The 25,021-nt window shown below is 60.0% G+C and carries 23 protein-coding genes and 1 other RNA gene; 12 read left to right on the forward strand and 12 right to left on the reverse strand.

Features of this window, described 5'->3' with window-relative positions; genetic code table 11:
• Positions 1 to 81: 81 nt before the first annotated feature.
• From ACUJB0_RS13625 to ACUJB0_RS13635, 3 genes are all read left to right on the forward strand, one after another.
• Positions 82 to 1,341, forward strand: coding sequence for an HlyD family secretion protein (locus ACUJB0_RS13625; RefSeq protein ID WP_444845688.1), 1,260 nt, complete (start codon positions 82 to 84; stop codon positions 1,339 to 1,341).
• A 21-nt stretch (positions 1,342 to 1,362) separates the two neighbouring features.
• The gene (locus tag ACUJB0_RS13630) at positions 1,363 to 3,516 is read left to right on the forward strand and encodes a peptidase domain-containing ABC transporter (protein WP_444845689.1); all 2,154 of its coding nucleotides are present in this window, start codon (positions 1,363 to 1,365) and stop codon (positions 3,514 to 3,516) included.
• 298 nt (positions 3,517 to 3,814) lie between these two features.
• Positions 3,815 to 4,321 carry a hypothetical protein gene (locus ACUJB0_RS13635; RefSeq protein WP_444845690.1) on the forward strand — a complete coding sequence of 169 codons (507 nt, stop codon included), beginning with the start codon at positions 3,815 to 3,817 and terminating at the stop codon, positions 4,319 to 4,321.
• Between the two features lie 68 nt (positions 4,322 to 4,389).
• Here the strand turns inward: ACUJB0_RS13635 and ACUJB0_RS13640 are convergent, their stop codons facing one another.
• From ACUJB0_RS13640 to aceE, 5 genes are all read right to left on the reverse strand, one after another.
• On the reverse strand, positions 4,390 to 5,484 hold the full coding sequence (locus ACUJB0_RS13640; protein WP_444845691.1) for a rhomboid family intramembrane serine protease: 1,095 nt from the start codon (positions 5,482 to 5,484) through the stop codon (positions 4,390 to 4,392).
• Between the two features lie 5 nt (positions 5,485 to 5,489).
• Complete coding sequence (locus ACUJB0_RS13645) at positions 5,490 to 5,645, reverse strand: hypothetical protein (protein WP_444845692.1); 156 nt, start codon at positions 5,643 to 5,645, stop codon at positions 5,490 to 5,492.
• 232 nt (positions 5,646 to 5,877) lie between these two features.
• Entirely contained in the window at positions 5,878 to 7,677 is a 1,800-nt protein-coding gene (lpdA, locus tag ACUJB0_RS13650; RefSeq protein ID WP_444845693.1) for a dihydrolipoyl dehydrogenase, read from the reverse strand.
• A gap of 9 nt (positions 7,678 to 7,686) precedes the next feature.
• Complete coding sequence (aceF, locus tag ACUJB0_RS13655) at positions 7,687 to 9,351, reverse strand: dihydrolipoyllysine-residue acetyltransferase (protein ID WP_444845694.1); 1,665 nt, start codon at positions 9,349 to 9,351, stop codon at positions 7,687 to 7,689.
• Between the two features lie 19 nt (positions 9,352 to 9,370).
• The gene (gene aceE, locus ACUJB0_RS13660; protein WP_444845695.1) at positions 9,371 to 12,061 is read right to left on the reverse strand and encodes a pyruvate dehydrogenase (acetyl-transferring), homodimeric type; all 2,691 of its coding nucleotides are present in this window, start codon (positions 12,059 to 12,061) and stop codon (positions 9,371 to 9,373) included.
• A 237-nt stretch (positions 12,062 to 12,298) separates the two neighbouring features.
• Here aceE and folD point away from each other — a divergent pair, with 237 nt between their 5' ends.
• From folD to ACUJB0_RS13690, 6 genes are all read left to right on the forward strand, one after another.
• Complete coding sequence (gene folD, locus ACUJB0_RS13665; RefSeq protein ID WP_444845696.1) at positions 12,299 to 13,144, forward strand: bifunctional methylenetetrahydrofolate dehydrogenase/methenyltetrahydrofolate cyclohydrolase FolD; 846 nt, start codon at positions 12,299 to 12,301, stop codon at positions 13,142 to 13,144.
• Positions 13,145 to 13,174: 30 nt separating this feature from the next.
• Entirely contained in the window at positions 13,175 to 15,247 is a 2,073-nt protein-coding gene (locus ACUJB0_RS13670; protein ID WP_444845697.1) for a M3 family metallopeptidase, read from the forward strand.
• A gap of 2 nt (positions 15,248 to 15,249) precedes the next feature.
• The gene (locus ACUJB0_RS13675) at positions 15,250 to 15,852 is read left to right on the forward strand and encodes a DUF4124 domain-containing protein (RefSeq protein WP_444845698.1); all 603 of its coding nucleotides are present in this window, start codon (positions 15,250 to 15,252) and stop codon (positions 15,850 to 15,852) included.
• Between the two features lie 116 nt (positions 15,853 to 15,968).
• Positions 15,969 to 16,394, forward strand: a complete 426-nt coding sequence (locus ACUJB0_RS13680) for a DNA polymerase III subunit chi (protein ID WP_117011776.1) — start codon at positions 15,969 to 15,971, stop codon at positions 16,392 to 16,394.
• Entirely contained in the window at positions 16,391 to 16,804 is a 414-nt protein-coding gene (locus tag ACUJB0_RS13685) for a DUF2486 family protein (RefSeq protein WP_161089823.1), read from the forward strand. Before ACUJB0_RS13680 ends, ACUJB0_RS13685 begins: the two co-directional genes overlap by 4 nt.
• Positions 16,805 to 17,046: 242 nt before the next feature.
• Positions 17,047 to 18,186, forward strand: coding sequence for a branched-chain amino acid ABC transporter substrate-binding protein (locus ACUJB0_RS13690; RefSeq protein ID WP_161089824.1), 1,140 nt, complete (start codon positions 17,047 to 17,049; stop codon positions 18,184 to 18,186).
• A gap of 63 nt (positions 18,187 to 18,249) precedes the next feature.
• Here the strand turns inward: ACUJB0_RS13690 and ACUJB0_RS13695 are convergent, their stop codons facing one another.
• Entirely contained in the window at positions 18,250 to 18,570 is a 321-nt protein-coding gene (locus ACUJB0_RS13695; protein WP_444845699.1) for a c-type cytochrome, read from the reverse strand.
• A gap of 162 nt (positions 18,571 to 18,732) precedes the next feature.
• On the opposite strand from ACUJB0_RS13695, the gene ACUJB0_RS13700 reads away from it, so the two are divergent.
• Positions 18,733 to 18,954, forward strand: coding sequence for a TIGR04438 family Trp-rich protein (locus tag ACUJB0_RS13700; RefSeq protein WP_161086284.1), 222 nt, complete (start codon positions 18,733 to 18,735; stop codon positions 18,952 to 18,954).
• A gap of 93 nt (positions 18,955 to 19,047) precedes the next feature.
• Here the strand turns inward: ACUJB0_RS13700 and ilvD are convergent, their stop codons facing one another.
• The gene (ilvD, locus tag ACUJB0_RS13705) at positions 19,048 to 20,910 is read right to left on the reverse strand and encodes a dihydroxy-acid dehydratase (protein ID WP_444845700.1); all 1,863 of its coding nucleotides are present in this window, start codon (positions 20,908 to 20,910) and stop codon (positions 19,048 to 19,050) included.
• Positions 20,911 to 21,056: 146 nt separating this feature from the next.
• Between ilvD and ACUJB0_RS13710 the strand changes: the two genes are divergently transcribed.
• Positions 21,057 to 21,953 carry a LysR family transcriptional regulator gene (locus ACUJB0_RS13710; RefSeq protein ID WP_444845701.1) on the forward strand — a complete coding sequence of 299 codons (897 nt, stop codon included), beginning with the start codon at positions 21,057 to 21,059 and terminating at the stop codon, positions 21,951 to 21,953.
• Entirely contained in the window at positions 21,947 to 22,792 is an 846-nt protein-coding gene (lgt, locus tag ACUJB0_RS13715; protein ID WP_444845702.1) for a prolipoprotein diacylglyceryl transferase, read from the forward strand. The genes ACUJB0_RS13710 and lgt overlap by 7 nt, the downstream gene beginning before the upstream one ends.
• Here lgt and ACUJB0_RS13720 read toward each other — a convergent pair.
• The 5 genes from ACUJB0_RS13720 to ACUJB0_RS13740 all read right to left on the reverse strand — a co-directional run bounded on the left by ACUJB0_RS13720 (position 22,789) and on the right by ACUJB0_RS13740 (position 24,992).
• Entirely contained in the window at positions 22,789 to 23,610 is an 822-nt protein-coding gene (locus ACUJB0_RS13720; RefSeq protein ID WP_444846052.1) for a sulfite exporter TauE/SafE family protein, read from the reverse strand. The two genes, lgt and ACUJB0_RS13720, sit on opposite strands and share 4 nt — an antisense overlap.
• The gene (locus ACUJB0_RS13725) at positions 23,610 to 24,077 is read right to left on the reverse strand and encodes an EVE domain-containing protein (protein ID WP_444845703.1); all 468 of its coding nucleotides are present in this window, start codon (positions 24,075 to 24,077) and stop codon (positions 23,610 to 23,612) included. Before ACUJB0_RS13725 ends, ACUJB0_RS13720 begins: the two co-directional genes overlap by 1 nt.
• A gap of 65 nt (positions 24,078 to 24,142) precedes the next feature.
• Positions 24,143 to 24,323: non-coding RNA, 6S RNA (ssrS, locus tag ACUJB0_RS13730), on the reverse strand.
• Between the two features lie 46 nt (positions 24,324 to 24,369).
• The gene (locus tag ACUJB0_RS13735; protein WP_117011786.1) at positions 24,370 to 24,681 is read right to left on the reverse strand and encodes a cell division protein ZapA; all 312 of its coding nucleotides are present in this window, start codon (positions 24,679 to 24,681) and stop codon (positions 24,370 to 24,372) included.
• The gene (locus ACUJB0_RS13740; RefSeq protein ID WP_444845704.1) at positions 24,678 to 24,992 is read right to left on the reverse strand and encodes a hypothetical protein; all 315 of its coding nucleotides are present in this window, start codon (positions 24,990 to 24,992) and stop codon (positions 24,678 to 24,680) included. The genes ACUJB0_RS13735 and ACUJB0_RS13740 overlap by 4 nt, the downstream gene beginning before the upstream one ends.
• Between the last annotated feature and the right edge of the window lie 29 nt (positions 24,993 to 25,021).

Raw genomic sequence — 25,021 nt, forward strand, 5'->3', positions numbered from 1 at the left:
TTCTTGAGGTTCTACAAATACTCCCCCGAGCAGCAAGGCCATCATGTAGGCAGGTCATCCACCCAACTTGCTGGAGCCACTATGAAACGGGTATCGCTATTTCGTGAGGAAGCCCTGTCGGCATCCCGCGTCCACTGGCTCGGCGAAATCATTCTGATCCGGCCGCTGACATTTCGCATCCTCACCGCCATCGCGGGCGCGATGGCGGTATCGGTCGCCGCCCTGTTCTTCGCAGGGAGTTACACCCGACATAGCAATGTTAGTGGACAGCTGATGTCGGACTTAGGCGTGGTCAAAGTCTACCCGCCGCAAGCTGGCATCGTGCTGCAAAAAATGGTGAGCGAAGGACAGTCCGTCCATCGGGGCGATCTGCTCTACCTCGTCTCGAGTGAGCGCCAGGCCAGCAATCGCAGCGACATTCAAGAGTCCATCAGCCGGCAAGTGGCGCGCCGCCAGCGGTCGCTAAACGACGAACTGCGGCAGACACAACGCGTTCAACTGGACGAGCAAGCAGCCTTGCGCAAAAAGGCCGAAGCCCTGCAGACTGAGCAGGCAAATGTGAGCCGCCAACTGACCTCTCAACGCAGCCGTGTGGAGCTGGCCGAGGAGGCGTTGAAACGCGCGGTGCAGCTGAGTGAACAAGGCTTTGTTTCAAAAGAAATCAAACAGCAAAAACAAGCGGAGCTGCTGGACCAGCACCTGCGACTTCAAGCGCTGGAGCGCGACGAAATCAGCCTCGGCAGGGAACTGCTGAGTATCCGCAACGACATGGAAAGCCTGCCGCTACGACAGCACAATCAGCTCGCTCAAATTGAACGACAGCTGACGAACACGGAGCAGGAATGGACGGAAAGCGAAGCCAAGCGCCGCATCGCCGTGATCGCTCCCGAAAGCGGCATCGCCACCGCCGTCACCGCTGAAGTCGGGCAAACCATCGACGGCAGCCGGCCCGTGGTCAACATTATTCCAGAGGGAGCGCAATTGCAGGCCCAGTTGTACGCACCCAGCCGGGCCATCGGTTTCATCCGCAAGAATGACCATGTGCTGTTGCGCTACCAGGCCTTTCCATTTCAAAAATTCGGCCATGCCCACGGCATCGTGGTATCGATCTCCCAGACGGCTATGTCGGCCAACGAGTTTTCCGGTGCTCCCGCCAGTGGCGGCAACTCGGAGCCGCTCTATCGCATCACGGTCAAGCTGGCACGTCAAAACCTGATCGCATACGGCAAACCCCAACCGCTGCAGGCCGGCATGCTGGTCGAGGCCGATGTATTGCAAGAGAAACGCAAACTCTACGAGTGGGTGCTGGAGCCGCTGTACAGCCTAACAGGCAAACTGTAGTCGTTCGATAAAGGAAATCCCATGTCCTTCCTGAATGAGCTCTCCCTGGGCTTCGGCCGTTCGCTGCCGGTGATCCTGCAAACAGAGGCGACCGAATGCGGCCTGGCCTGCCTGGCTATGGTGGCCGGGTATCATCGTCATCACACCGACCTGATGACTTTACGTCGCCGCTTCCCCATTTCGCTCAAAGGTGCGACGCTCAGCGACATCATCCAGATCGCCCAACAGCTCGATCTGGGAACACGCCCGCTCAAGCTGGATCTTGAGGATCTGAGTCAGCTGAAGCTGCCGTGCCTGCTGCACTGGAACTTCAACCATTTCGTCGTGCTCAAGGAAGTGAACGCCAAAACGGTGACCATTCACGACCCGGCCGTCGGTTCGCGCACGCTGTCATGGAGCGAAGTCTCCGACTCTTTCACGGGAGTCGCGCTGGAGATCTGGCCGGGAACAAATTTCAAACCCGCCAAGCCGGCGCCGACGATCAGGCTGCGCCAATTGATGGGGCACGTCAGTGGACTGCGAAGCTCACTCGGCCAAATCCTGATACTGGCCTTGGTATTGGAAATTTTCGGACTGATATCGCCATTCTTCCTGCAATGGGTCATCGACAACGTACTGGTGGCCGCAGACCGCGACCTGCTAACCACGCTGGCGATAGGCTTCGGCCTGCTGATGCTGATGCAGCAAATGGTCACCGCCATCCGCAGTTGGGCGATCCTGTACATGGGGACTACCTTGAATCTGCAATGGCGCGCCAACGTCTTCACCCACCTTACCCGCTTGCCTGTGCAGTACTTCGAAAAACGGCACTTGGGCGACGTGGTCTCGCGCTTCGGCGCGATCGACCTGATTCAGCACACCCTCACCACTTCCTTCCTGGAGGCGATGCTCGATGGCGCCATGACCATCGTCACGCTCGGCATGATGTTCCTTTACAGTTCGACGTTGGGCTGCATCGCCCTCGGAGCGATGGTGCTGTACGCGCTCGGCCGGTGGGCGTGGTACGGGCCGCTACGCAACGCGACCGACGAGCAGATCGTCCACGCGGCCAAGCAGCAAACGCACTTCCTGGAGACTATACGCGGCATCAAGACCATCAAATTATTTCAACGGCAGGACCATCGGCGCAGCAGCTGGTTGACACTGCTGGTGGAACAAATCAACGCGGATCTACGGGTCCAGAAACTGCAGCTAGCCTACCGCCTGTTGAACGGCCTGCTGTTCGGCACCGAGAACGTACTGGTCATCTGGCTGGGAGCTCGGCTGGTCCTCGACGGTAACTTCAGCGCGGGCGCGTTGATGGCGTTCATCGCTTACAAAAATCAGTTCGATACCCGCGCCGGTGCGCTGATCGACAAGTTCTATGAGTTAAAGATGCTGCAGTTGCAGGGCGCCCGCCTGGCCGACATCGTCCTGTCGGAACCTGAGACAGCAGCCAGCCCCCACAGCGTGGAGGCTGACACGCTCGCGGCGAGCATCGCGGTGAACCAGCTCAGCTTCCGTTACGCCGACCAGGAGCCTATGATTCTGGACAATATCAGCTTCACCATCGAGGCTGGTGAATCGGTGGCGATAGTCGGTCCATCGGGTTGCGGCAAGACTACGCTGCTCAATGTACTGCTGGGCATACTGCCGGCGACGGCCGGAGAAGTATCCGTCGGAGGCATGGGCATCAAGCACTGTGGCACCGACTTCTTACGGTCGATGGTCGGCACGGTCCTGCAAGATGATGTGCTGTTCGCCGGCTCCATTGCTGACAACATCCATTTCTTCGACCCGCAAGCCAACCAGGACTGGGTCGAACAGTGCGCGGAGATGGCATCGATAGCAGCGGAGATACGCGCCATGCCGATGGGTTATCAGACGCTGGTCGGCGATATGGGAACCGTCTTGTCCGGCGGCCAGAAGCAACGCATCCTGCTGGCGCGCGCGTTGTACAAGCGCCCCAAGATCCTGTTTCTCGACGAAGCGACCAGCCATCTGGACGTGGAAAAGGAACAGATCGTCAACCGCGCGGTGAAGGCGCTGAACATAACACGCGTAATCATCGCGCACCGCCCAGAGACTATTGCAAGCGCCAGCCGCGTTATCGTTTTGCTGAATGGAAAGGCGTTCCAGGACATCAGGCTGCCGTCCAGCCGCCCCGAATCCGAGGCAGAACCGTTGGCCACTTAGGCAGCGTGACCTAGTCGTACTTGGCACATCAACGTAGACCAATTACCTCTCCGTCATAGAAGAAATATCATGCAAACACTATCAGCTGGAGAAATTGGAAAAGTCTCCGACGGAGTTTTCGCTTAGGAAATGGGAACAATTGGATTAACGTCCGGCGGCACCGCATTGGGCGGATGCCTCGGCGCGATGCGGTTGGGTGCTACGCCAGGTGCAGCAGCCGGACCGTTAGGAGCATTTGCTGGCACACTCGCCGGCGGCGCCGGCCATAACATTTGCAGCAGGGACAAGGAGATATTTTATGTCTACAACATCACATCAATTAGAAAATGCAATATCCAAGTTGACATATCCATTTCCATTGTGGCGTTATTTTATTATCTTCCAATCGTGGTTTCAATTTACATCATGGGCATTCGCGATGATGTGTTTCTCTGCATTTTCGTGGCTTGCGCTCGATTTTTTCGATCCAAACACCGTCCCGATAGCTGCCATCTTAAGTGGCGGCGGGATAGGCTCAATGCTTTCTGTTATCTCGGTAATTCCCGCACAGTTTACGATATTTAACGCACGTCCGGAGGACCTGGATTTTCTTATCAAGCGGCTTGAATATTTTGGATATATAAAAGAATCAGATAACTTGAACTGTATCGTATTTCATCAAAACCTACCTCGTCTTCTACGTTGGAATGAAGGGAATGTGGCTATCTGGTCAGAATCAGGAAATATTAAAGTCGGCGGCGCGGTATCTATATTACAGCCAATGCGACGGAAGTTCATAGAATATAGCCATCCCGTGCCAGACTGATCTTTTTTAGCCCGGCTCTATAGCAGCGGAAATACGCGCCATGCCGATGGGTTATTTCCCGGGAACTATCAGTTAATCAACACTTCCTTTGATAATCTATCATAACTCACCAGAGCGCCCCCCGAGACAACCACTCCCCAAATCACCCCAGCTAGAACCCCAGCAAAATGAGCTTCATTGCTAACCTGAGGATTGTTAACATACGAAAGGTAGATATTCAAAACAACAAAATAGGATAGCGTCCAAGAAAATAGCCTGGGAAACGAATTCGGATTTTTAATACATTGAATTATGCAAAATCCCATTATCGCCATTATTCCTGCCGACGCTCCTTGGCATGCATCAGCATGGGTCCACGGTGAACACCACCAGGAAGCCAAGTTCCCAGCAACGCAGCCAAGTAGGAAGGCAAAGAATGCGTTAATACGTGAAATAGCACCCGCGATTCCCGCAGCGGCAACAAGCATTACAAAATTAGAAAACCAGTGGACAATGCTTCCATGTATAAAAGCGCCGGTGATTAAACGCCAATATTCGCCCTTATTAAGACTCTTGAACACCGCCCCATAAATCAATAAACAATAATCCGGGTCCTGCTGACCATAACCAATAAAAACTTGAACCCATCCGATTATCAACATAAATGCTGCCCAAAAAATCATATAGGACAAAGAGAATTTTCTTATAAAAAAAATATAATTCTCCCTCTCATTTAACGCAAAAATATTCCGTATTATAATAATGTGGTCAATCAACAAAAAAATTCCAAGGCCAAAAAATGTCTCCGCCAGAATCCACATTTTTGGCTTATTAAAAATATAAGCCATGGCGATCGATATTAACATCGCCAATAAAATTATCCGCAAACCAACGTTACTCCGGTCGATAGCTGTCTTATGCGCACGCGACCTGAATCTTTCAATATTCAATATCGGCAAGAAATGCTTGTTTCCCGAAACTGCTATGAGAAGCGAATCAAACGGCTTCCACTTCTTTACAATCTCGATTAACGAAGACTCGTCTTCTGCATTTATCAGTTTACCATTTTTTATTATCTTCATTTCCGATGAAGAGTTTACAGGAAAGACTTCCGTATATTTTCCGTCCATTTCATCATCTCCCATTTTTAAAAAAGCCGCCCCTCCATGAAAGAGAGGCAGCAAATTTATCAACTCCACGCGTAGTACATAAGCGCTGCGACCCCAACACCTACAGCCACTGGACCACCCAACGCCATAAGTGCAATCGTTAACTCTGCTGCCTCAAAGGCATTTATACGGGCTCCGGATACCGCAGCGACTTCTTGAATATTCAAGGTTTCCATTTTTCTCTCCAATAGATGAGAATTAAAAAAATATCAAACTCGACCATACGACTTATTGAATTTGATGTGACTACTTTATATTCTTACCGAAAATTTCTCTACGGAAATCCATCCAGACACAGACCAGCATCAAAGAAAGGAGCTAAGTCGTTGATTCTTGGGAAAGTTCGTAACCGAGAGGACGAAAAAAAACCGGGAACAAGTCCCGGTTTCGTGTGATGCGGATTGTCGCTTAGCGCTTGCGCGGCGGCGGCAGGTCGGTGCAGACGCCTTCGTACACTTCGGCGGCCATGCCGATCGATTCGCCCAGCGTTGGGTGCGGGTGGATCGTCTTGCCGATGTCGGTGCCGTCGCAGCCCATCTCGATCGCCAGTGCGATCTCGCCGATCATGTCGCCGGCATGCGTGCCGACCATCGTGCCGCCGATGATGCGGTGCGTTTCAGCGTCGAACAGCAGCTTGGTGAAGCCTTCTGCGCGGCCGTTGGCCACGGCGCGGCCACTCGCGGCCCAAGGGAAGTGGCCCTTCTCGACCTTGATGCCCTTGGCTTTCGCTTCGTCTTCGGTGATGCCGGCCCATGCCACTTCCGGATCGGTATAGGCCACCGATGGAATCACCTTCACGTCGAAGTGCGACTTCTGGCCCGCCGCAGCTTCCGCCGCCACGTGGCCTTCGTGCACCGCCTTGTGCGCCAGCATAGGCTGGCCCACCAGGTCGCCGATGGCGAAGATGTTCGGCACGTTGGTGCGCATCTGGCTGTCGACCGGGATGAAGCCGCGATCGGTCACGATCACGCCAGCCTTGTCGGCGGCGATCTTCTTGCCGTTCGGGCTGCGGCCAACCGCGACCAGCACCATGTCGTAGACCTGCGGCGCTGGCGCGGTGGCGCCGGCTTCCGCCGCTTCGAAGGTGACTTTGATCCCTTCCGGCAGCGCTTCAACCGCGACCGTCTTGGTCTTGGTCATGACGTTGTCGAAGCGCTTCTCGTTGTACTTCTGCCAGACCTTGACCGCGTCGCGGTCCGCGCCCTGCATCAAGCCGTCCATCATTTCGACCACGTCGATGCGCGCGCCGAAGGTCGAGTACACGGTGGCCATTTCCAGGCCGATGATGCCGCCGCCGATGACCAGCATGCGTTTCGGGATCTGGCGCAGTTCCAGCGCACCGGTCGAGTCGACGATGCGTGGATCTTCAGGCACGAACGGCAGTTTCACCACAGCCGAACCGGCGGCGATGATGGCCTGCTTGAACTGCACCACTTTCTTGGTGCCGTCGGCGGCCGTGACTTCGATGTGGTTCGCGCTCAGGAACTGGCCGACGCCGGTGACGATCTGCGTCTTGCGTGCCTTGGCCATGCCGGCCAGGCCGCCGGTCATGTTCTTGATGACGCCTTCCTTGTACTTGCGTACCTGGTCGATGTCGATGGTCGGCTTGACGAAGGTGACGCCGGTGTTGGACATGTGCGCGGTTTCGTCGATCACGGATGCCACGTGCAGCAGCGCTTTCGACGGGATGCAACCGACGTTCAGGCACACGCCGCCCAGCGTTTCGTAACGCTCGACGATGACCGTGTTCAGGCCCAGGTCCGCTGCGCGGAACGCGGCGGAGTAACCGCCAGGACCGCCGCCAAGTACCATCATGTCGCAGTCGATGTCGACCTGGCCGGCGTAGGCCGCTCCGGCAGGAGCGGCGCCGGCTACTGCGATCGGCGCGGCTGGCGCGGCGGCTGGTGCGGCAGCAGGTGCCGCCGCAGCTGGAGCCGGAGCGGCCGCAGGAGCCGGTGCGGCAGCCGCACCAGCGGCGGCATCCACCACCAGCATCAGCGAGCCTTCCTTGACCTTGTCGCCAACCTTGACCTTCACTTCTTTCACCACGCCGGCGTGCGACGATGGGACTTCCATGCTGGCCTTGTCCGATTCAACGGTGATCAGCGACTGGTCCACCTTGATGGTATCGCCAACCTTGACCATCACCTCGATCACTTCAACTTCTGCGAAGTCGCCGATGTTCGGCACTTTCACTTCTGTGCTCATAGTCGCTCCTTACAGCAGAATTTTGCGCATGTCGCCGAGCACTTCGCTCAGGTACACGGAGAAGCGAGCACCCATCGCGCCGTCGACCACACGGTGGTCGTAGGACAGCGAGGTACCCATCATCAGGCGAGGCTGGAATGCCTTGCCGTCCCACACCGGCTTGATCGATGCCTTGGACAGGCCAAGGATCGCCACTTCCGGCGCGTTGACGATAGGCGTGAAGTGCGTGCCACCGATGCCGCCCAGCGACGAGATGGTGAAGCTGGCGCCTTGCATGTCGGTCGGTTTCAGCTTGCCTTCGCGCGCTTGCAGCGACAGCTCGGTCATTTCGCGGGCGATCTGCGAGACCGATTTCTGGTCGGCGTTTTTGATCACCGGTACAACCAGGCCATTCGGCGTGTCGGCCGCGAAGCCGATGTTGTAGTACTGCTTGAGGATCAGGTTTTCACCCTTCTCATCCAGCGATGCATTAAACGACGGGAATTTCTTCAGCGCGGCGACCGATGCCTTGATGACGAAGGCCAGCATGGTCAGCTTGGCCGCGTCCTTGTTCTTGGCGTTGGCGTTGTTGGTCTCGACGCGGAACGCTTCCAGGTCGGTGATGTCGGCATCGTCGAACTGCGTGACGTGCGGGATCATGACCCAGTTGCGGTGCAGGTTGGGACCACTGATTTTCTTGATGCGCGACAGCGGCAGCAGTTCGGTCGGACCGAATTTGCTGAAGTCGACCACCGGCCATGGCAGCACGCTCATGCCGCCGCCGGAACCTGCTGGCGCCGATGCGCCGGCAGGAGCAGCGGTGGTACCGGCCATCACGCCCTTGACGTAGTTCTGCACGTCGAGCTGGGTGATGCGGCCCTTAGGACCGGAGCCTGGCACTTTGCCCAGGTCCACGCCCAGTTCGCGGGCGAACTTGCGGATCGACGGCGATGCGTGCGCCAGCTTGCCGGTTTGGACCGAGCCTTGCGACGCGGTTGGCGCGGCAGCGGCGGCGGCTGGAGCCGGCGAAGGCGCAGCGGCAGCAGCTGGAGCGGCAGCAGGGGCAGCCGGCGCGGCGGCGGCAGCAGGAGCGGCAGCGCCACCCGTAGCTTCAACCACCAGCACCACGGTGCCCATCGCAACCTTGTCGCCAACCTTGATCTTCACTTCCTTCACCACACCAGCGTGCGACGAAGGGATTTCCATGCTGGCCTTGTCCGATTCAACGGTCAGCAGCGACTGATCGACCTTGATCGTGTCGCCAACCTTGACCATCACTTCGATGACTTCAACTTCCTTGAAGTCGCCGATGTCCGGAACCTTCACCTCGACCGGACCGGCCGAAGCTGCGGGTGCGGCAGCCGGCGCAGGTGCCGGCGCGGCGGCAGCGGCAGGCGCCGGTGCTGGAGCTGCGGCGGCTGGTGCAGGTGCGGCAGCGGCAGGAGCCGCGGCGGCACCATCGGCTTCCAGCAACAGCAGCAGCGAACCCTCGGCCACCTTATCGCCAACCTTGACCTTGATTTCCTTGACCACACCAGCGGCGGACGAAGGAATCTCCATGCTGGCCTTGTCCGATTCAACGGTAATCAGCGACTGGTCTACCTTGATGGTATCGCCTACTTTGATCATCAACTCGATGATTTCAACTTCCTTGAAATCACCGATATCCGGGACTTTAACTTCCACAATGCTCATAGCGTCTGCTCCGTTCTAATTATTGGGTCACCGGATTTGGCTTGTTGGCGTTCAGGCCGTACTTGACGACTGCCTGCTCCACCACCTTCACGTCGATCTTGCCTTCTTCCGCCAGCGATTTCAGCGCAGCGACCGTGATGTAGTAACGGTTCACTTCGAAGAACTCGCGCAGCGCGGCGCGGGTGTCCGAACGGCCGAAACCATCGGTGCCCAGCACGCGGTAGGTGCGGTCTTTAGGGATGAAGGCGCGGATCTGCTCAGCAAACGCACGCATGTAATCGGTCGTCGCGACGATAGGGCCGGAGGTATCCTTCAGCAGCTGCGTCACGTACGGCACGCGTTGTTCCTTGGTCGGATTGACCAGGTTCCAGCGCTCGGCATCCTGGCCATCGCGGGCCACCAGCGTCAGCGACGGAGCGGACCACACGTCGGCGGCGATGTTCCAGTCCTTCAGCAGCAGTTCCTGGGCGAAGATCGACTCGCGCAGGATGGTGCCGGAACCGATCAGCTGTACGCGCTGCTTGGCTTTCTTGTCGCCTTCGTGCAGCAGGTACATGCCTTTCAAGATGCCCTCTTCCTGGCCTGGCTTGATGCCTGGGTGCGGGTAGTTCTCGTTCATGATGGTGATGTAGTAGAACACGTCTTCCTGTTCTTCCACCATGCGGCGCATACCGTCCTGGATGATCACGGCCAGTTCATGGCCGAAGGTCGGATCGTAAGGCATGCAGTTCGGTACAGCCGCTGCGAACAGGTGGCTATGGCCGTCTTCGTGCTGCAGGCCCTCGCCGTTCAGCGTCGTGCGGCCGGCGGTGCCGCCCATCAGGAAGCCACGGGCGCGCATGTCGGCGGCGGCCCATACCAGGTCGCCGATACGCTGCATGCCGAACATCGAGTAGTACGTGTAGAACGGGATCATCACGCGGTTGTTGGTCGAGTACGAGGTCGCGGCAGCGATCCACGAGCTCATACCACCGGCTTCGTTGATACCCTCTTGCAGGATCTGGCCGGCCTTGTCTTCGCGGTAGTACATCACCTGGTCTTTGTCGACCGGCTCATACAACTGGCCTTGCTGGTTGAAGATACCAACCTGGCGGAACAGGCCTTCCATACCGAAGGTGCGGGATTCATCGACCAGCACCGGCACGATGCGTGGACCGACGCTAGGATCTTTCAGCAGCGTGGTCAGGATACGCACGTAGGTCTGGGTGCTCGATACTTCGCGGCCTTCGGCGGTCGCATCCAGCACGTTCTGGAACGCGGACAGCGGCGGCACGGTCAGCTTCTCGTCGGCTTGCATGCGACGGGCCGGCAAGTAGCCGCCCAGCGCTGCGCGGCGCTCGTGCAGGTACTTGATTTCCGGTGCGTCGTCGGCAGGCTTGTAGAACGGGATGTCGGCCAGCTTGTCGTCCGGGATAGGGATCGAGTAGCGGTCGCGCATTTCGCGCACTGCTTCGTCGGTCAGCTTCTTGGTGTTGTGCGCGGTGTTGCGCGCTTCGCCGTGCTTGCCCATGCCGAAGCCCTTGATGGTCTTCACCAGCAGCACGGTCGGTTGACCCTTGTGCTCTTGCGCGACCTTGAAGGCGGCGTAGATCTTGTGCGGATCGTGGCCGCCACGGGTCAGGCGCCAGATGTCGTCGTCGGTCATGTTGGCGACCATTTCCAGCAGCTTCGGATGCTTGCCGAAGAAGTGCTTGCGCACGTAGGCGCCGTCCTTGGCCTTGTAGTTCTGGTATTCGCCGTCCAGGGTATCCATCATCACTTTGCGCAGGATGCCGTCCTTGTCCTGCTTCAGCAGCGCGTCCCAACCCGGGCCCCAGATGACTTTAACGACGTTCCAGCCGGCGCCGCGGAAGTCCGCTTCCAGTTCCTGGATGATCTTGCCGTTGCCGCGCACAGGGCCGTCCAGGCGCTGCAGGTTGCAGTTGACGACGATGACCAGGTTGTCCAGCTTCTCGCGCGCGGCCATGCCGATGGCGCCCAGCGATTCCGGTTCGTCCATCTCGCCGTCGCCGCAGAATGCCCAGACTTTACGGTCGGTGGTGTCGGCGATCGAGCGAGCGTGCAGGTACTTCAGGAAGCGCGCCTGGTAGATCGCCATCAGCGGGCCAAGGCCCATCGACACGGTCGGGAACTGCCAGAAGTTCGGCATCAGTTTAGGGTGCGGATACGACGACAGACCCTTGCCGTCGACTTCGCGGCGGTAATGGGTCAGCTGTTCTTCGGACAGGCGGCCTTCGAGGAAGGCGCGTGCGTACACGCCCGGCGAGGAGTGGCCCTGGATGTACAGCAGGTCGCCGCCGTGGTTTTCGCTAGGCGCTTTCCAGAAGTGGTTGAAGCCGATGCCCAGCATGTTGGCCAGCGAGGCGAACGAGGACAGGTGGCCACCGAGGTCGCCGTCGACGCGGTTGGCCTTGACGACCATCGCCATGGCGTTCCAGCGCATCCACGAGCGCAGCTTCTCTTCGTATTCCAGGTTGCCCGGGCAGTGGGTTTCCAGATGTGCTGGAATCGTGTTGACGTAGGCGGTATTGGCGGAGAACGGGATGTCCGAGCCGCTCTGGCGGGCCAGGTCGATCAGGCGTTCCATCAGGTAGTGAGCACGTTCAGGGCCCTCTTGTTCCAGCACTGCGGCCAGTGCGTCCAACCATTCTTTGGTTTCTTGCGAATCAGGGTCGGTGTTTGCCGTTACCTGGTCAAGTTGAGCTGACATGTATTAAGTCTCCTGAGTTTGAGTGCTGACGTAACGCTGATTATTTACCAATACTTCTATGCCGTGTGCGATTCTAACAGCAGTTTTCTGCTTTTTCAAATTACGATACGTGATTTCGTATTGTGAAATTGCCCTATGAAAATCTTGTGCGTCGCAGCACGACCAGGCAGCGGGAAACGAGGCGCAATGCGCGCTGCGGCTTTATAATCCTGCTTTCCTCTCCAACCTGGTTAAATCATGCCTGCTCAACTGATCGACGGAATCGCCCTCTCCCAAAAACTGCGCGCGGAAATTGCTGCACGTGCTGCCGCCCTCACCGCCAAAGGCAAACAACCCGGCCTGGCCGTGATCCTGGTCGGCGACGACCCGGCCAGCCACGTTTATGTCCGCAACAAGGTCAAGGGCTGCGAGGATGCCGGTTTCTACTCGCTCAAGGAGCAGTATCCCGCCGACCTGAGCGAAGCCGCGCTGCTGGAGCGCATCGCCGCGCTGAACGCCGATCCGGCCATCCACGGCATCCTGGTGCAAATGCCGCTGCCCAAGCATATCAACCCGCACAAGGTCATCGAGGCGATTTCGACCACCAAGGACGTGGACGGCTACTCGGTGCTGAGCGCCGGCGAGCTGATGACCGGCCTGGAAGGCTTCCGCCCGTGCACGCCGTACGGCTGCATGAAGCTGATCGAAAGCACCGGCATCGACCTGCGCGGCAAGCACGCGGTGGTCATCGGCCGCAGCAACACCGTCGGCAAGCCGATGGCGCTGCTGCTCTTGCAAGCCAACGCCACCGTCACCATCTGCCATAGTGCGACCCCGGACCTGGGCCTGTACACCCGCCAGGCGGACGTCGTGGTGGCGGCCGTCGGCCGCCGCAATACCCTGACGGCCGACATGGTCAAGCCGGGCGCGATCGTGATCGACGTCGGCATGAACCGTGACGACGCGGGCAAGCTGTGCGGCGACGTGGACTTCGCCGGCGTCAAGGAAGTGGCATCGCACATCACGCCGGTACCTGGCGGCGTGGGCCCGATGACCATCACCATGCTGCTGATGAACACGGTCGAAGCGGCCGAGCGCACCTAAACCAACCGTATCGAACTTATTGGACTCAAGATGACTGACCAAAATCCGCTGTTGGACTTTTCCGGCCTGCCGCGTTTCGACGCGATCAAGCCCGAGCACGTCACCCCGGCCATCGACGAACTGCTGGCCAAGAGCCGCGCCGTGGTCGAGCAACTGGAAGCACCGTCCGAGCAAGTGACCTGGGATAACTTCGTCACCCCGCTGGAAAACGCCACCGAGCTGCTGGGCCGCGCATGGGGCATCGTCAGCCATCTGAACAATGTGGTCGATACGCCCGAACTGCGCGCCACCTACAACGAGAATCAACCGAAGGTGACCGAGTTCTGGACCGCGCTGGCCCAGAACGAGGCGCTGTTCGGCAAGTACAAGGCGCTGCGCGCGTCGGCCGGCTTCGACAGCCTGTCGCCGGCCCGCAAGCGCATCATCGACAACGCCGTGCGCGACTTCCGCATGGGCGGCGCCGAGCTGCCGGCCGATAAAAAGGAACGCTTCGCCGAGATCCAGGAAGAGCACGCGTCGGTCTCGACCCGCTTCTCGGAAAACGTGCTCGACGCCACCAACGACTACAAGCTGCTGGTGGAAGACGAAGCCGACCTGGCCGGCCTGCCCGCCGACGTCAAGGCCGCCGCGCGCGCGGCGGCTGAAAAGGAAGGCAAGCAAGGCTACGAATTCTCGCTGCACTTCCCGTCCTACTTCCCGATCCTGCAATTCGCCGACAAGCGCGAACTGCGCGAGACCATCTACCGCGCCAACGCCACCAAGGCGTCCGAGCAGGGCGACGTGTTCAGCAAGAAGGACGAATGGGACAACACGCAAAACATCGTCACGCTGCTCAAGCTGCGCGACGAGGAAGCCAAGCTGCTGGGCTATAAAAACTTCGCCGAGGTATCGCTGGTGCCGAAGATGGCACAGTCGCCCGACCAGGTGATCGCCTTCCTGGAAGACCTGGCCAAGCGTGCCCGTCCGTTCGCCGAGCAGGACTTGGCCGAGCTGAAAAAATTCGCGCAGGACGAGCTCGCCATCGCCGAGCTGAAAGCCTGGGACATCCCCTACGCTTCCGAGAAACTGCAGGAGCGCCGCTACGCCTTCTCCGCGCAGGAAGTGAAGCAGTACTTCCCCGAACACAAAGTGGTCGACGGCCTGTTCCGTCTGATCCAGAACCTGTTCACGGTCGAGATCAAGCCGGACGATGCGCCGGTATGGCACAAGGACGTGCGCTTCTTCCGCATCGAGCGCAACGGCAAGCTGATCGGCCAGTTCTACCTGGACCTGTACGCGCGCGCCGGCAAGAGCGGCGGCGCCTGGATGGACGATGCACGCGGCCGCCGCGCAGAGGAAGAAAAAGTGCAGACCCCGGTCGCCTACCTGACCTGCAACTTCACCGAGCCCGCGGTGGTGGACGGCGTCGTCCAACCGTCGCTGTTCACGCACGATGAAGTGATCACGCTGTTCCACGAATTCGGCCACGGCCTGCACCACATGCTAACGCAGGTGGATGAGCTGGGCGTGTCCGGCATCTCCGGCGTCGAGTGGGATGCGGTGGAACTGCCGTCGCAATTCATGGAGAACTTCTGCTGGGAATGGGAAGTGCTGGAACACATGACCTCGCACGTGACCACCGGCGAACCGCTGCCGCGCGCGCTGTACGACAAGATGCTGGCCGCGAAGAATTTCCAGTCCGGCCTGCAGACGCTGCGCCAGGTGGAGTTCTCGCTGCTCGACATGCACCTGCACTACGACTACGACGCCAGCACCGGCAAGAGCGTGCAGCAGTTGATCGACGAAGTGCGCGCCAAGTTCGCGCTGATCATTCCGCCCGCGTTCAACCGCTTCCAGAACTCGTTCGGCCACATCTTCGCCGGCGGTTACGCGGCCGGCTACTACAGCTACAAGTGGGCCGAGGTGCTGTCCGCCGACGCCTACGCCGCGTTCGAGGAAGCCAAGGCCCTCGGCCCGGACGCCACCACCGAAACCGGCAAGCGCTACCTGCAGGAGATCCTGTCGGTGGGCGGTTCGCGTCCGGCGCTGGAATCGTTCACGGCCTTCCGTGGCCGCGAGCCCAGCATCGACGCGCTGCTGCGTCACAGCGGCATGGCGGCCTGAGCATGAAACGGCTGGCCGCGTTCACCATCGCGCTGCTGTGCCTCGGCACGGCCAGCGCGCAGGTGTACAAATGGGTCGACGGCAAGGGCGTGACCCACTACAGCGACCAGCCGCCGCCTCCGTCAACACCGGCCAGGACAAAAGTCGAATTGAAATCGTTCGCCACCGGCGGCGCCACGGTGGAGCTGCCGCAGGAACTGGCCGACGCCGTGCGCAACCGTCCGGTCACGCTGTACACCACGGCGCAGTGCGACGGCTGCAGCAACGGCCGCGCCATGCTGATGGCGCGCGGCATACCCTTCACTGAAAAAACCGTCGCCACCGTGGACGACCAGGTGGCGCTGAAGAAGGCTGGCGGTAATGGCCAATTTCCATTTCTGCTGGTCGGCCGCAGCAAGCTGACCGGCTTCGAGCAAACCAGCTGGGATGTGTTGTTGAGCGACGCCGGCTATCCGCTGGAAAAACGCTTGCCACCGAATTATCAATATCCGGCGCCGGTCTCCGCCGCGCCGCCGCCTCCGCCCGCGTCCGAAATGGTGCGTCCCGTGGAGGAGCCCGCCAAGCCCCTGCCGCCGGTCAATGCGCCGCCCGGCTTCCAGTTCTAAAATCGGCGTTCGGTAGCAACATCGATGCCAGCACCAAAAATAATTTTCGCATAAACTGGAATCACGCAGCATCGCGCTGCATGCACTTCCCCTCTACAGAACAGATCAAAACAGCTATGACACGCATCGATTTCCACACCAACGTGCCGGACAAAATCGCCTATGCCTGCCGCCTCGTGCGCAAGGCCTGGGGGGCGAACAAGCGCGTGGTGCTGATGGCAGACGATGCGGCACAACTGGCGGAACTTAACGCGGCGATGTGGACATTTTCCGCCACCGACTTCCTGCCTCACGTGCTGGCCGGCGACGCGCTCGCAGCGCACACGCCGATCATACTCACGGACAACGATGAGGCAGAATTACCACACAAAGAATTATTGGTAAATTTGTCGCGCCGCGCGCCCTCCGGGGTCGCGCAATTCGAGCGCATGATCGAAGTAATTTCCTCCGATGAGGATGATGCGGCCGCAGGCCGCAAGCGCTATGTCGCATACAAGCAGCAAGACTATCCACTTACCCACTTTGTCACAGGAAAATCATGAGCCAAGCCCAATCGTTTGACGCCAGTATCCCTGTATTGACGGAAGTCCTGAAGGCCGAGCCGCTGGGCGATGAACTGCTGCCCGGCGAGGCCGCTTCCGGTATCCGTACCACACTGTCCAAGCGCGCTGAAATGGCCGCGCAGCTGGAAGCCGACGCCATCGACAACTGGAGCGATGCGGAATGGGCGATGATGGAGCATCGCCTGTCCGAACGCATCATGCACCAGCTGCAATCGCGCGTGGACTTCGTGCTGGAGCAGCGCATCAAGGACAGCATGGCCGAAGTGCTGACCCACGCCCTGCACGGCCTGACCAACGAAATCCGTATCGGCCTGCACGACACGATAGAAAAAATTGTCGCGCGCGCCGTCTCGCAGGAACTCACGCACCTGCAAGCCCAGAAGAAGTAACCCTCTCCCCCGGTCCGCGCCCAACCGTTGCGCGGACCGCACGCCTTCAGTGCGCCACTGTATTAAAAGTTGGAAAATCCAGTGCGCCGCCGCCCCAAAACCGGGAAACGCCACGTCAAAGTGCGAAACCCTGCGAAACTCCCTTTGCGATAAGAATAATTTGTTGTACCTTTTGGCCTTGCAGGAAAAATCCTGCGGCGCTCGAGAGACACCGTCGCTTATTCAACCATTGGAGAATGCATATGCTGTTCAAGACCAAGTTCATTCCACTCGCCATCGCCCTGGCTTTCGCTGGCAGCGCCGGTGCGCAAGAAGTGATCAAGATCGGCCACGTCGCGCCGGTCTCCGGTCCATCCGCGCACCTGGGCAAGGACAATGAAAACGGCGCCAAGATGGCCGTCGAAGAATTGAACGCCAAAGGCATCAAGATCGGCGGCAAGCCAGTCAAGTTCGTGCTCGTGCTGGAAGACGACGGCGGCGATCCGAAACAGGGCACGGCGGTCGCGCAGAAGCTGGTCGACGCCAAAGTCAACGGCGTGATCGGCCACCTGAATTCGGGCACCACCATCCCAGCCTCGAAGATCTACTTCGACGCCGGCATCCCGGAAATTTCGCCAGCCACCACCCAGACCAAATACACGCAGCAGGGCTTCAACTCGGTGTTCCGCGTGGTCGCCAATGACGCCAAGCTGGGCGGCACGCTGGGCAGCTACGCGGTCGGCAAGATGGGCGTGAAGAAGATTGCCGTCATCGACGACCGCACCGCCTACGGCCAGGGCGTGGCGGAAGAGTTCATCAAGGGCGCCAAGAAGGCGATGCCAGGCGTGCAAATCGTCGGCAAGGAATTCACCACCGACAAGGCCACCGACTTCAACGCCATCCTGACCACCATCAAGGGCAAGAATCCCGACCTGATCTTCTTCGGCGGCATGGACTCGGTAGGCGGCCCGTTGCTGCGCCAGATGAAGGCGCTGGGCATCCAGGCCAAGTACATGGGCGGCGACGGCCTGTGCACCGAATCGCTGCCGAAGCTGGCTGGCGCGGACGCGGTGAAGGTTGTCACCTGCGCGGAAGCCGGCGGTGTGCCGCCTGAACTGCAGAAGAACATGGACGACTTCCACGCCCGCTACAAGAAGAAGTACAACATGGACGTGCAGCTGTACGCGCCATACGTGTACGACTCGGTGATGACGATGGCTGCGGCGATGCAGGCGGCTAACTCGGCTGAGCCTGCCAAGTACCTGCCGTTCCTGCAGAAGATCAAGTATCAGGGCGTGACCGGCCTGATCGAGTTCGATCCTAAGGGCGACATCAAGGACGGTTCGCTGACGCTGTATAACTACAACAACGGCACCAAGACCATCACCTCGGTCATCAAATAAGCATTGATTGAACCAACAAAAAACGCGCCGAAGGCGCGTTTTTTTATACTACTGCGGCGCGGATTACTTCTGCGCCAGCACCCATTTCACCAGGGTCTTGGCTTCAGCTTCGCTCACTTGCGGATTGGCTGGCATCGGGATCGCGCCCCAAGTGCCGGAGCCGCCCTTCATCACTTTGGTGACCAGCTTGGCTTCAGCGTCTTTCTGGCCGGCGTATTTGGCGGCGACATCCTTGTAGGCAGGGCCAACCAGCTTGGTGCTCACAGCGTGGCAAGCCAGGCAATTCTTCGCTTTTGCCAAGTCCATGCCCGCGTCCGCCATTGCGGCTTGCGATGCGAATGCCGAAGCGACCACCATACCAACCATCATCAAATTACGTTTCATTGTCTTCTCCAGGTAAGTGCTACTCAATTCTGCCAACAATTCTACCGTGTTTTGCTATGGAACATTAAACGCCATAGCTTATATCCCCGTTGACCGATAATAGAATATTGCTGCCCGCAAAGCCATTTTCTTTGTAAGATGAGGTAACCGGAGGAACACATCATGCCCATGATATTGGTGATCATCGCCCTGTGCGGGCTGCGTTATTTCGAAGTGTGGAAGTTCGCCCTACTGTCCTGGTGGTGGATAATCGGGCTCATGGTGTTCGCTTTCGTGTGGTTCGAGTTCCTGGAGCCGATGCTGGGACTCGACAAGCGCAAGGCCCACGACGAAGACGAAAAGCGCCGCAAGGCGCGCGTGAAGCAGAATTTCGACAAGAAATGACAGCGTGTCGTTCCCGCGCAGGCGGGAACCCATGCTGAGCGTCCATGCTCGGCGCTCTATGGATTCCCGCGTGCGCGGGAATGACGCGCCGGCTTAGCGCTTGATCTGCGACAGATCGCGCACGGCGCCACGGTCGGCCGACGTGGTCAGCGCCGCGTAGGCTTGCAGCGCCTGCGACACATAACGCTCGCGGTTGACCGGCTTCCACGCATCGCTGCCCTTGGCCTCCATCGCCGCGCGGCGCGCCGCCAGGTCGGCATCGCTGATGCGCAGGCTGATGGTGCGGTTAGGGATATCGATATCGATCATGTCGCCCTCTTCCACCAGGCCGATGGCGCCGCCCTCCGCAGCTTCCGGCGAGGCATGGCCGATCACCAGTCCCGAGGAACCGCCCGAGAAGCGGCCGTCCGTCAGCAGCGCGCACGCCTTGCCCAAACCCTTGGACTTGATGTACGACGTCGGGTACAGCATCTCCTGCATGCCAGGGCCGCCCTTCGGACCTTCGTAGCGGATGATGACCACATCGCCTTCATGCACGGTATCGCCAAGGATGCCTTCAACCGCAGCGTCCTGGCTCTCGAACACGCGCGCCTTGCCGCTGAATTTCAAAATGCTTTCATCGACGCCCGCCGTCTTCACGATGCAGCCGTTCTCCGCCAGGTTGCCGTACAAGACAGCCAGGCCGCCGTCCTGCGAATAGGCGTGCGCCTTGTCGCGGATGCAGCCGGTGCTGCGGTCGGTGTCGAGCGCGCCGTAGCGTTCCGATTGCGAGAACGCCACCTGCGTCGGCACGCCGCCCGGCGCGGCGCGGAACAGCTGCTGCACGGCCGGATCGTTGGTGCGCGTGATGTCGTTGCGTTCGATCGCATCACCCAGCGTCGGCGCGTGGATGGTCGGCAGCGAAGTGTCGAGCAGGCCGGCGCGCGCCAACTCACCCAGGATCGCCACGATGCCGCCGGCGCGGTGCACGTCCTCGATGTGGAACTTGTCGGTCATCGGCGCGACCTTGCACAGGCACGGCACTTTGCGCGAGATGCGGTCGATGTCCTTCATGTCGAAGTCCACGCCCGCCTCGTGCGCGGCGGCCAGCAGGTGCAGCACGGTGTTGGTGGAACCGCCCATCGATACGTCCAGCGCCATCGCGTTTTCAAACGCGGCCTTGGTAGCGATGGAGCGCGGCAGCACCGAGTAGTCGTCCTGCTCGTAGTGGCGCTTGGCCAGTTCGACGATCAAACGGCCTGCGCGCAGGAACAGCTGCTCGCGATCGGAGTGGGTGGCGACGATGGTGCCGTTGCCCGGCAGCGCCAGGCCCAGCGCCTCGGTCAGGCAGTTCATCGAGTTCGCGGTGAACATGCCCGAGCACGAACCGCAGGTAGGACAGGCGGAACGCTCGATCTCGGCGACATCCGCATCGCTGACGGTTTGATCGCCGGCCTTGATCATCGCATCGACCAGATCGAGCTTGATGATCTTCTGCTTGCCGTCGACCACCTTCAGCACCTTGCCCGCTTCCATCGGACCGCCGGAGATGAACACCACCGGAATGTTGATGCGCATCGCGGCCATCAGCATGCCCGGCGTGATCTTGTCGCAGTTGGAGATGCAGACCATCGCATCGGCGCAGTGGGCGTTCACCATGTACTCGACCGAGTCGGCGATCAGGTCGCGCGACGGCAGCGAGTACAGCATGCCGCCGTGGCCCATGGCGATGCCGTCGTCCACCGCGATGGTGTTGAATTCTTTGGCCACGCCGCCGGCCTTTTCGATCTCGCGCGCCACCAGCTGACCCAGGTCCTTCAGGTGCACGTGGCCCGGCACGAACTGCGTGAACGAGTTCACCACGGCGACGATAGGCTTGTCGAAATCGCCGTCCTTCATGCCGGTGGCACGCCACAGGGCGCGGGCGCCGGCCATGTTGCGGCCGTGGGTGGTGGTGCGGGAACGGTATTGCGGCATGATGAATCTCCAATGATAAAGGCGGGCTTAAGACCGCTGGCTTAGTATGAGAGATTGCCTTGGCCCTGCCCCGGTGTCAAATATAGTATTTGCGGCCCTGTGAGTCGTATAAAATATCACCGGAACAAATTTCAATAGTAAACAATATGAACCTGGAACTGCGGCAGCTACGCTATTTCGTCACCGTCGCCGAGGAACTCCACTTCGGCAAGGCGGCGCTGCGGCTGCACATGACACAGCCGCCGCTGTCGCAAACCATCCAGGCGCTGGAAGAGCTGCTGGGCGCCGCGCTGTTCGAGCGCAACCGGCGCGGCGTGGCGCTGACGCCGGCCGGGCTGGCGCTGCTGCCGGAAGCGCGCCGCATGCTGGCGCAGTCGCTGGAACTGCCGCAGCTGGTGCAGCGCGCCGCCGCCGGCGAAGTCGGACGGCTGACGCTGGCCTTCGTCTCCTCGGCCGACTACAGCGTGCTGCCTCCCTTCCTGCGCGCCTACCGAGCCGCCTATCCGCAGGTGCAGATCACACTGCAGGAGGCCACGTCCGACCTGCAGCTGGACGACCTGCTGCACAACCGCATCGACGCCGGCCTGCTGATCCCGCCGTTGCCGGACAAGGCCAAGCTGGAACTGGACTATCTGCCGGTGCTGAGCGAGCCGCTGGTGCTGGCCCTGCCGGCCGGCCTGCTGAAGAAGCAAGGCAGGCTGGCATTGGCCTCCTTGCCGAAGCTGCCGTTGATCGTCTTCCCGCGCGCGATCTCGCCGGCCCTGTACGACGCCATCCTGTCGGTGTTCCGCGAGGCCGGCATCACGCCGGAAATCGGCCAGCAGGCGATCCAGATGCAGACCATCGTCAGCCTGGTATCGGCCGGGATGGGGATGGCGCTGGTGCCGCAGTCCGTGTCCAACCTAATGCGGCCCGGGGTAGAATACCGGGCGCTGCGCGACGCCACGCCGCTGGTTGAAACCGGCCTTGCCTGGCGGCGCGACAACGCCTCGCCGGTGCTGCGCGGCTTTTTGGAATTATTAAGAAAGAACACCCTATGCTGATACACCCGATGCCCGATCCGATCGCCCTGCAACTGGGGCCGGTGGCGATCCACTGGTACGGCTTGATGTATGTCCTCGCCTTCGCCCTGTTCATCACGCTGGGACGGGTGCGCATCAAGCAGCCGCACATCGCCGCGCAGCGATGGAGGAAGGAGGACTTGGACGACATGCTGTTCTATGGCATGCTGGGCGTGATCATCGGCGGGCGCATGGGCGAGGTGCTGTTCTACGAGCCGGTCAAGTACTTCTCGAACCCGATCGAGATCTTCAAGGTCTGGCACGGCGGCATGTCCTTCCACGGCGGCTTCCTCGGCGTGCTGATCGCGATGGCCGTGTGGGCACGCAAGAGCGGCCGCAATTTGCTGGACGTGTACGACTTCATTGCGCCGCTGGTGCCGCTGGGTTATGCGGCCGGCCGGCTGGGCAACTTCATCAACGCCGAGCTGCCGGGGCGCGTGGTCGCGGATCAATCGCTGCCGTGGGCGATGCTGTGGCCGAACAATGCCTATCCGCTGCATCCGAATCCCGTGTTCCTGGAGGGCCTGCGCCATCCGTCGCCGATCTACCAGTTGCTGATCGACGGCCTGCTGGTGTTCGTCATCCTGTGGCTGTTCTCGCGCAAGGAGCGTCCACGGCTGGCGGTGGGCGCGATGTACACGCTGCTGTATGGCTGCGCGCGCTTCTTCACCGAGTACTTCCGCACGCCGGACTGGGAGACCACGGTGCTCGGCATGCCGATCACCTCGGGCCAGGTGCTGTCGCTGCCGATGATTGTCGGCGCGGCGGCCATGCTGGTCTGGTCCTACAAAGTCAAACAGAAAGGCCGCGCGCCGATTTAAGCGCCGATTGCTTTGCGCAGCATGTAGGCGGCGAGGCAGTACAACACGATGGCGAAGATTTTTCGGAGGGTCTGCACCGGCAGCTTATGCGCGGTGCGCGCGCCCAGCGGCGCCAGCGTGACGCTGGCCGCGGCGATCACCAGCAACGCCGGCATGTAGACGAAACCGAGCGAATAACGAGGCAGGTCCGGCGTATTCCAGCCGTAGTAGATGTTCGACAGCGTGCCGGCCAGCGCGATCGGAAATCCCAACGCGGCACTGGTCGCGACGGCGTTGTGGATCTTGACGTTACGCCAGGTCATGAACGGGATCGACAGGAAGCCACCGCCCGCGCCCACCAGCCCCGCCACCAAACCAATCACACCGCCGGCGCCGAACATGGCGGCATTGCCCGGCAGGCCGCGCTGCGCGACGCCTTCGGCCGGCGCGGGCTTTTTAGCGAGCAGCATCTGCGTCGCGGAGAAGGTCAGGAAGATGCTGAACAACAGCGCCTGTCCCGCCGAACTCATTTGCTTGGCGATCCACGGGCCGCACCACGCACCCAGCAAAATACCTGGCGCAAGCAGCAGCGCCACCGGCCATAGCACCGCGCCATGCCGGTGGTGCGCGCGCACCGACGACATCGACGTGAACAAGATCACACCCAGCGATGTCGCCACCGCCATGTGGATGATCGCCTCCTCCGGAAAACCCTGGGCGCTGAAGATCAGCGTGATGAACGGCACCAGTATCATGCCGCCGCCTATGCCCAGCAAGCCCGCCATGAAGCCGCCCACGGCGCCCATCAACAACAGGATCAGCACCAGGCCCAGGTCCATCAGCCGCTCTTTTTCAGCAGCTTGACGATGGCGTTCCACTGCGCCGCCGTCACCGGTGTGATTGACAGGCGGCTGCCTTTTTGCAGCACCACCATGTCCTCCAGCGCCGGTATGGTACGCATCTCGGCCAACGATAGCAGCCGGGTTTTCTGCGTGCCTTGCACGTCAATCGAGATCCAGCGCGGCTGCTCCGGCGTGGCCTTGGGATCGTAGTATTTGCTGTCCTTGTCGAATTGCGTGGCGTCCGGATACGGGCCGCCCACCACCCGCGCCAGGCCGGCGATGCCGGGCTCCGGGCAGCTGGAGTGGTAGAACAGCACACCGTCGCCGTCCTGCATGCCGTCGCGCATGAAGTTGCGCGCCTGGTAGTTGCGCACGCCGAACCACGGCGTGGTCTGCGCCGGCGACGCCATCACGTCGTCGATGCTCACTTCATCAGGCTCGGATTTCATCAACCAATATTGCATAGGTTTTTCTCCAGACGAAAAAAAGCGGCTGCGCACTCACATGCTTGCAACCGCTTCTTTAGTAATGAGGCCCCGCCTGTGCCGTCTTTGCCGGCATCCCGAACCAAACGGTTCAAGGTGGTCACAGTTAGTTCAATTTCGGGTTCATCGGACTAGCGACGCTCACGCCCATCGAACAAAATTCCGCAACCGGTGCACATAAATGGTTCAAGGAATATATGGCAATCGCGAACACCGCAGGGTGAGACGAAGTTTACTCTCTTGTCCGCCGCAAAGGAAGGAGTTTAGCGAATTAAAACAGGGTTTCTTGTGGCGTCAGCGCGCTATCGAGCACTTTGTGCATGGCGCTGATCCGCGTCTGCACTTCCAGCATCGACATGTCCGACAACGGCCCCACCGGCGATTTCACCGACAGGAATTCCGCCGCCATGCCCAGCGCCGCCATCACGGCGATGCGGTCGTTGCCCTTGATCTTGCCGGCGTCGCGAATGGCCGTCATCTTTTTATCGAGGAAAGCAGCGGCCTCGCGCAGCGCGCGCTCCTCGCCTTCCTTGACGACCAGCCGGTACGGCGAACCCATGATGGTCACATCCAGCTGTATCATCGTGCGTCCTCGTTTTCAGGCTGTTGTTCCTCTTCGGCGGCGCCGTCGAGCGCGGGGATTTTTTCCAACAAAGCCTCGACGCGGCTGGCCGCCTCGGCCAACTGGCGCCGATAGCCGAGGTTCTCTATCACCAGGGCGGCATTGCCTTGGCGCAGTTCTGTATTTTCCCGGCGCAGGGCGTGGGTCATCTCGGCCAACTGGTCGATTTTGTCGGATAGTTCTTGGAAATCTGGGATCATCCCGCCACTATAGGCAGCGCGCGGAACGCCGTCAACCGAATCACGCGCGCTGCCCGCATATTTGGCGGGCAAGCGCGCGATTTATTTCCTCACTGTCAACG

It is taken from the genome of Duganella caerulea (genome assembly GCF_040362985.1).
Taxonomy (GTDB): domain Bacteria; phylum Pseudomonadota; class Gammaproteobacteria; order Burkholderiales; family Burkholderiaceae_D; genus Rugamonas; species Rugamonas vulcania.

Excerpts from the sequence above, each read along its gene's own strand:
- ACUJB0_RS13625 (WP_444845688.1), top strand. The coding sequence starts at position 82 with ATGAAACGGGTATCGCTATTTCGTGAGGAAGCCCTGTCGGCATCCCGC.
- ACUJB0_RS13630 (WP_444845689.1), top strand. The coding sequence starts at position 1,363 with ATGTCCTTCCTGAATGAGCTCTCCCTGGGCTTCGGCCGTTCGCTGCCG.
- ACUJB0_RS13635 (WP_444845690.1), top strand. The coding sequence starts at position 3,815 with ATGTCTACAACATCACATCAATTAGAAAATGCAATATCCAAGTTGACA.
- ACUJB0_RS13645 (WP_444845692.1), bottom strand. The coding sequence starts at position 5,645 with ATGGAAACCTTGAATATTCAAGAAGTCGCTGCGGTATCCGGAGCCCGT.
- lpdA (WP_444845693.1), bottom strand. The coding sequence starts at position 7,677 with ATGAGCACAGAAGTGAAAGTGCCGAACATCGGCGACTTCGCAGAAGTT.
- aceF (WP_444845694.1), bottom strand. The coding sequence starts at position 9,351 with ATGAGCATTGTGGAAGTTAAAGTCCCGGATATCGGTGATTTCAAGGAA.
- aceE (WP_444845695.1), bottom strand. The coding sequence starts at position 12,061 with ATGTCAGCTCAACTTGACCAGGTAACGGCAAACACCGACCCTGATTCG.
- folD (WP_444845696.1), top strand. The coding sequence starts at position 12,299 with ATGCCTGCTCAACTGATCGACGGAATCGCCCTCTCCCAAAAACTGCGC.
- ACUJB0_RS13670 (WP_444845697.1), top strand. The coding sequence starts at position 13,175 with ATGACTGACCAAAATCCGCTGTTGGACTTTTCCGGCCTGCCGCGTTTC.
- ACUJB0_RS13675 (WP_444845698.1), top strand. The coding sequence starts at position 15,250 with ATGAAACGGCTGGCCGCGTTCACCATCGCGCTGCTGTGCCTCGGCACG.
- ACUJB0_RS13680 (WP_117011776.1), top strand. The coding sequence starts at position 15,969 with ATGACACGCATCGATTTCCACACCAACGTGCCGGACAAAATCGCCTAT.
- ACUJB0_RS13685 (WP_161089823.1), top strand. The coding sequence starts at position 16,391 with ATGAGCCAAGCCCAATCGTTTGACGCCAGTATCCCTGTATTGACGGAA.
- ACUJB0_RS13690 (WP_161089824.1), top strand. The coding sequence starts at position 17,047 with ATGCTGTTCAAGACCAAGTTCATTCCACTCGCCATCGCCCTGGCTTTC.
- ACUJB0_RS13695 (WP_444845699.1), bottom strand. The coding sequence starts at position 18,570 with ATGAAACGTAATTTGATGATGGTTGGTATGGTGGTCGCTTCGGCATTC.
- ACUJB0_RS13700 (WP_161086284.1), top strand. The coding sequence starts at position 18,733 with ATGCCCATGATATTGGTGATCATCGCCCTGTGCGGGCTGCGTTATTTC.
- ilvD (WP_444845700.1), bottom strand. The coding sequence starts at position 20,910 with ATGCCGCAATACCGTTCCCGCACCACCACCCACGGCCGCAACATGGCC.
- ACUJB0_RS13710 (WP_444845701.1), top strand. The coding sequence starts at position 21,057 with ATGAACCTGGAACTGCGGCAGCTACGCTATTTCGTCACCGTCGCCGAG.
- lgt (WP_444845702.1), top strand. The coding sequence starts at position 21,947 with ATGCTGATACACCCGATGCCCGATCCGATCGCCCTGCAACTGGGGCCG.
- ACUJB0_RS13720 (WP_444846052.1), bottom strand. The coding sequence starts at position 23,610 with ATGGACCTGGGCCTGGTGCTGATCCTGTTGTTGATGGGCGCCGTGGGC.
- ACUJB0_RS13725 (WP_444845703.1), bottom strand. The coding sequence starts at position 24,077 with ATGCAATATTGGTTGATGAAATCCGAGCCTGATGAAGTGAGCATCGAC.
- ACUJB0_RS13735 (WP_117011786.1), bottom strand. The coding sequence starts at position 24,681 with ATGATACAGCTGGATGTGACCATCATGGGTTCGCCGTACCGGCTGGTC.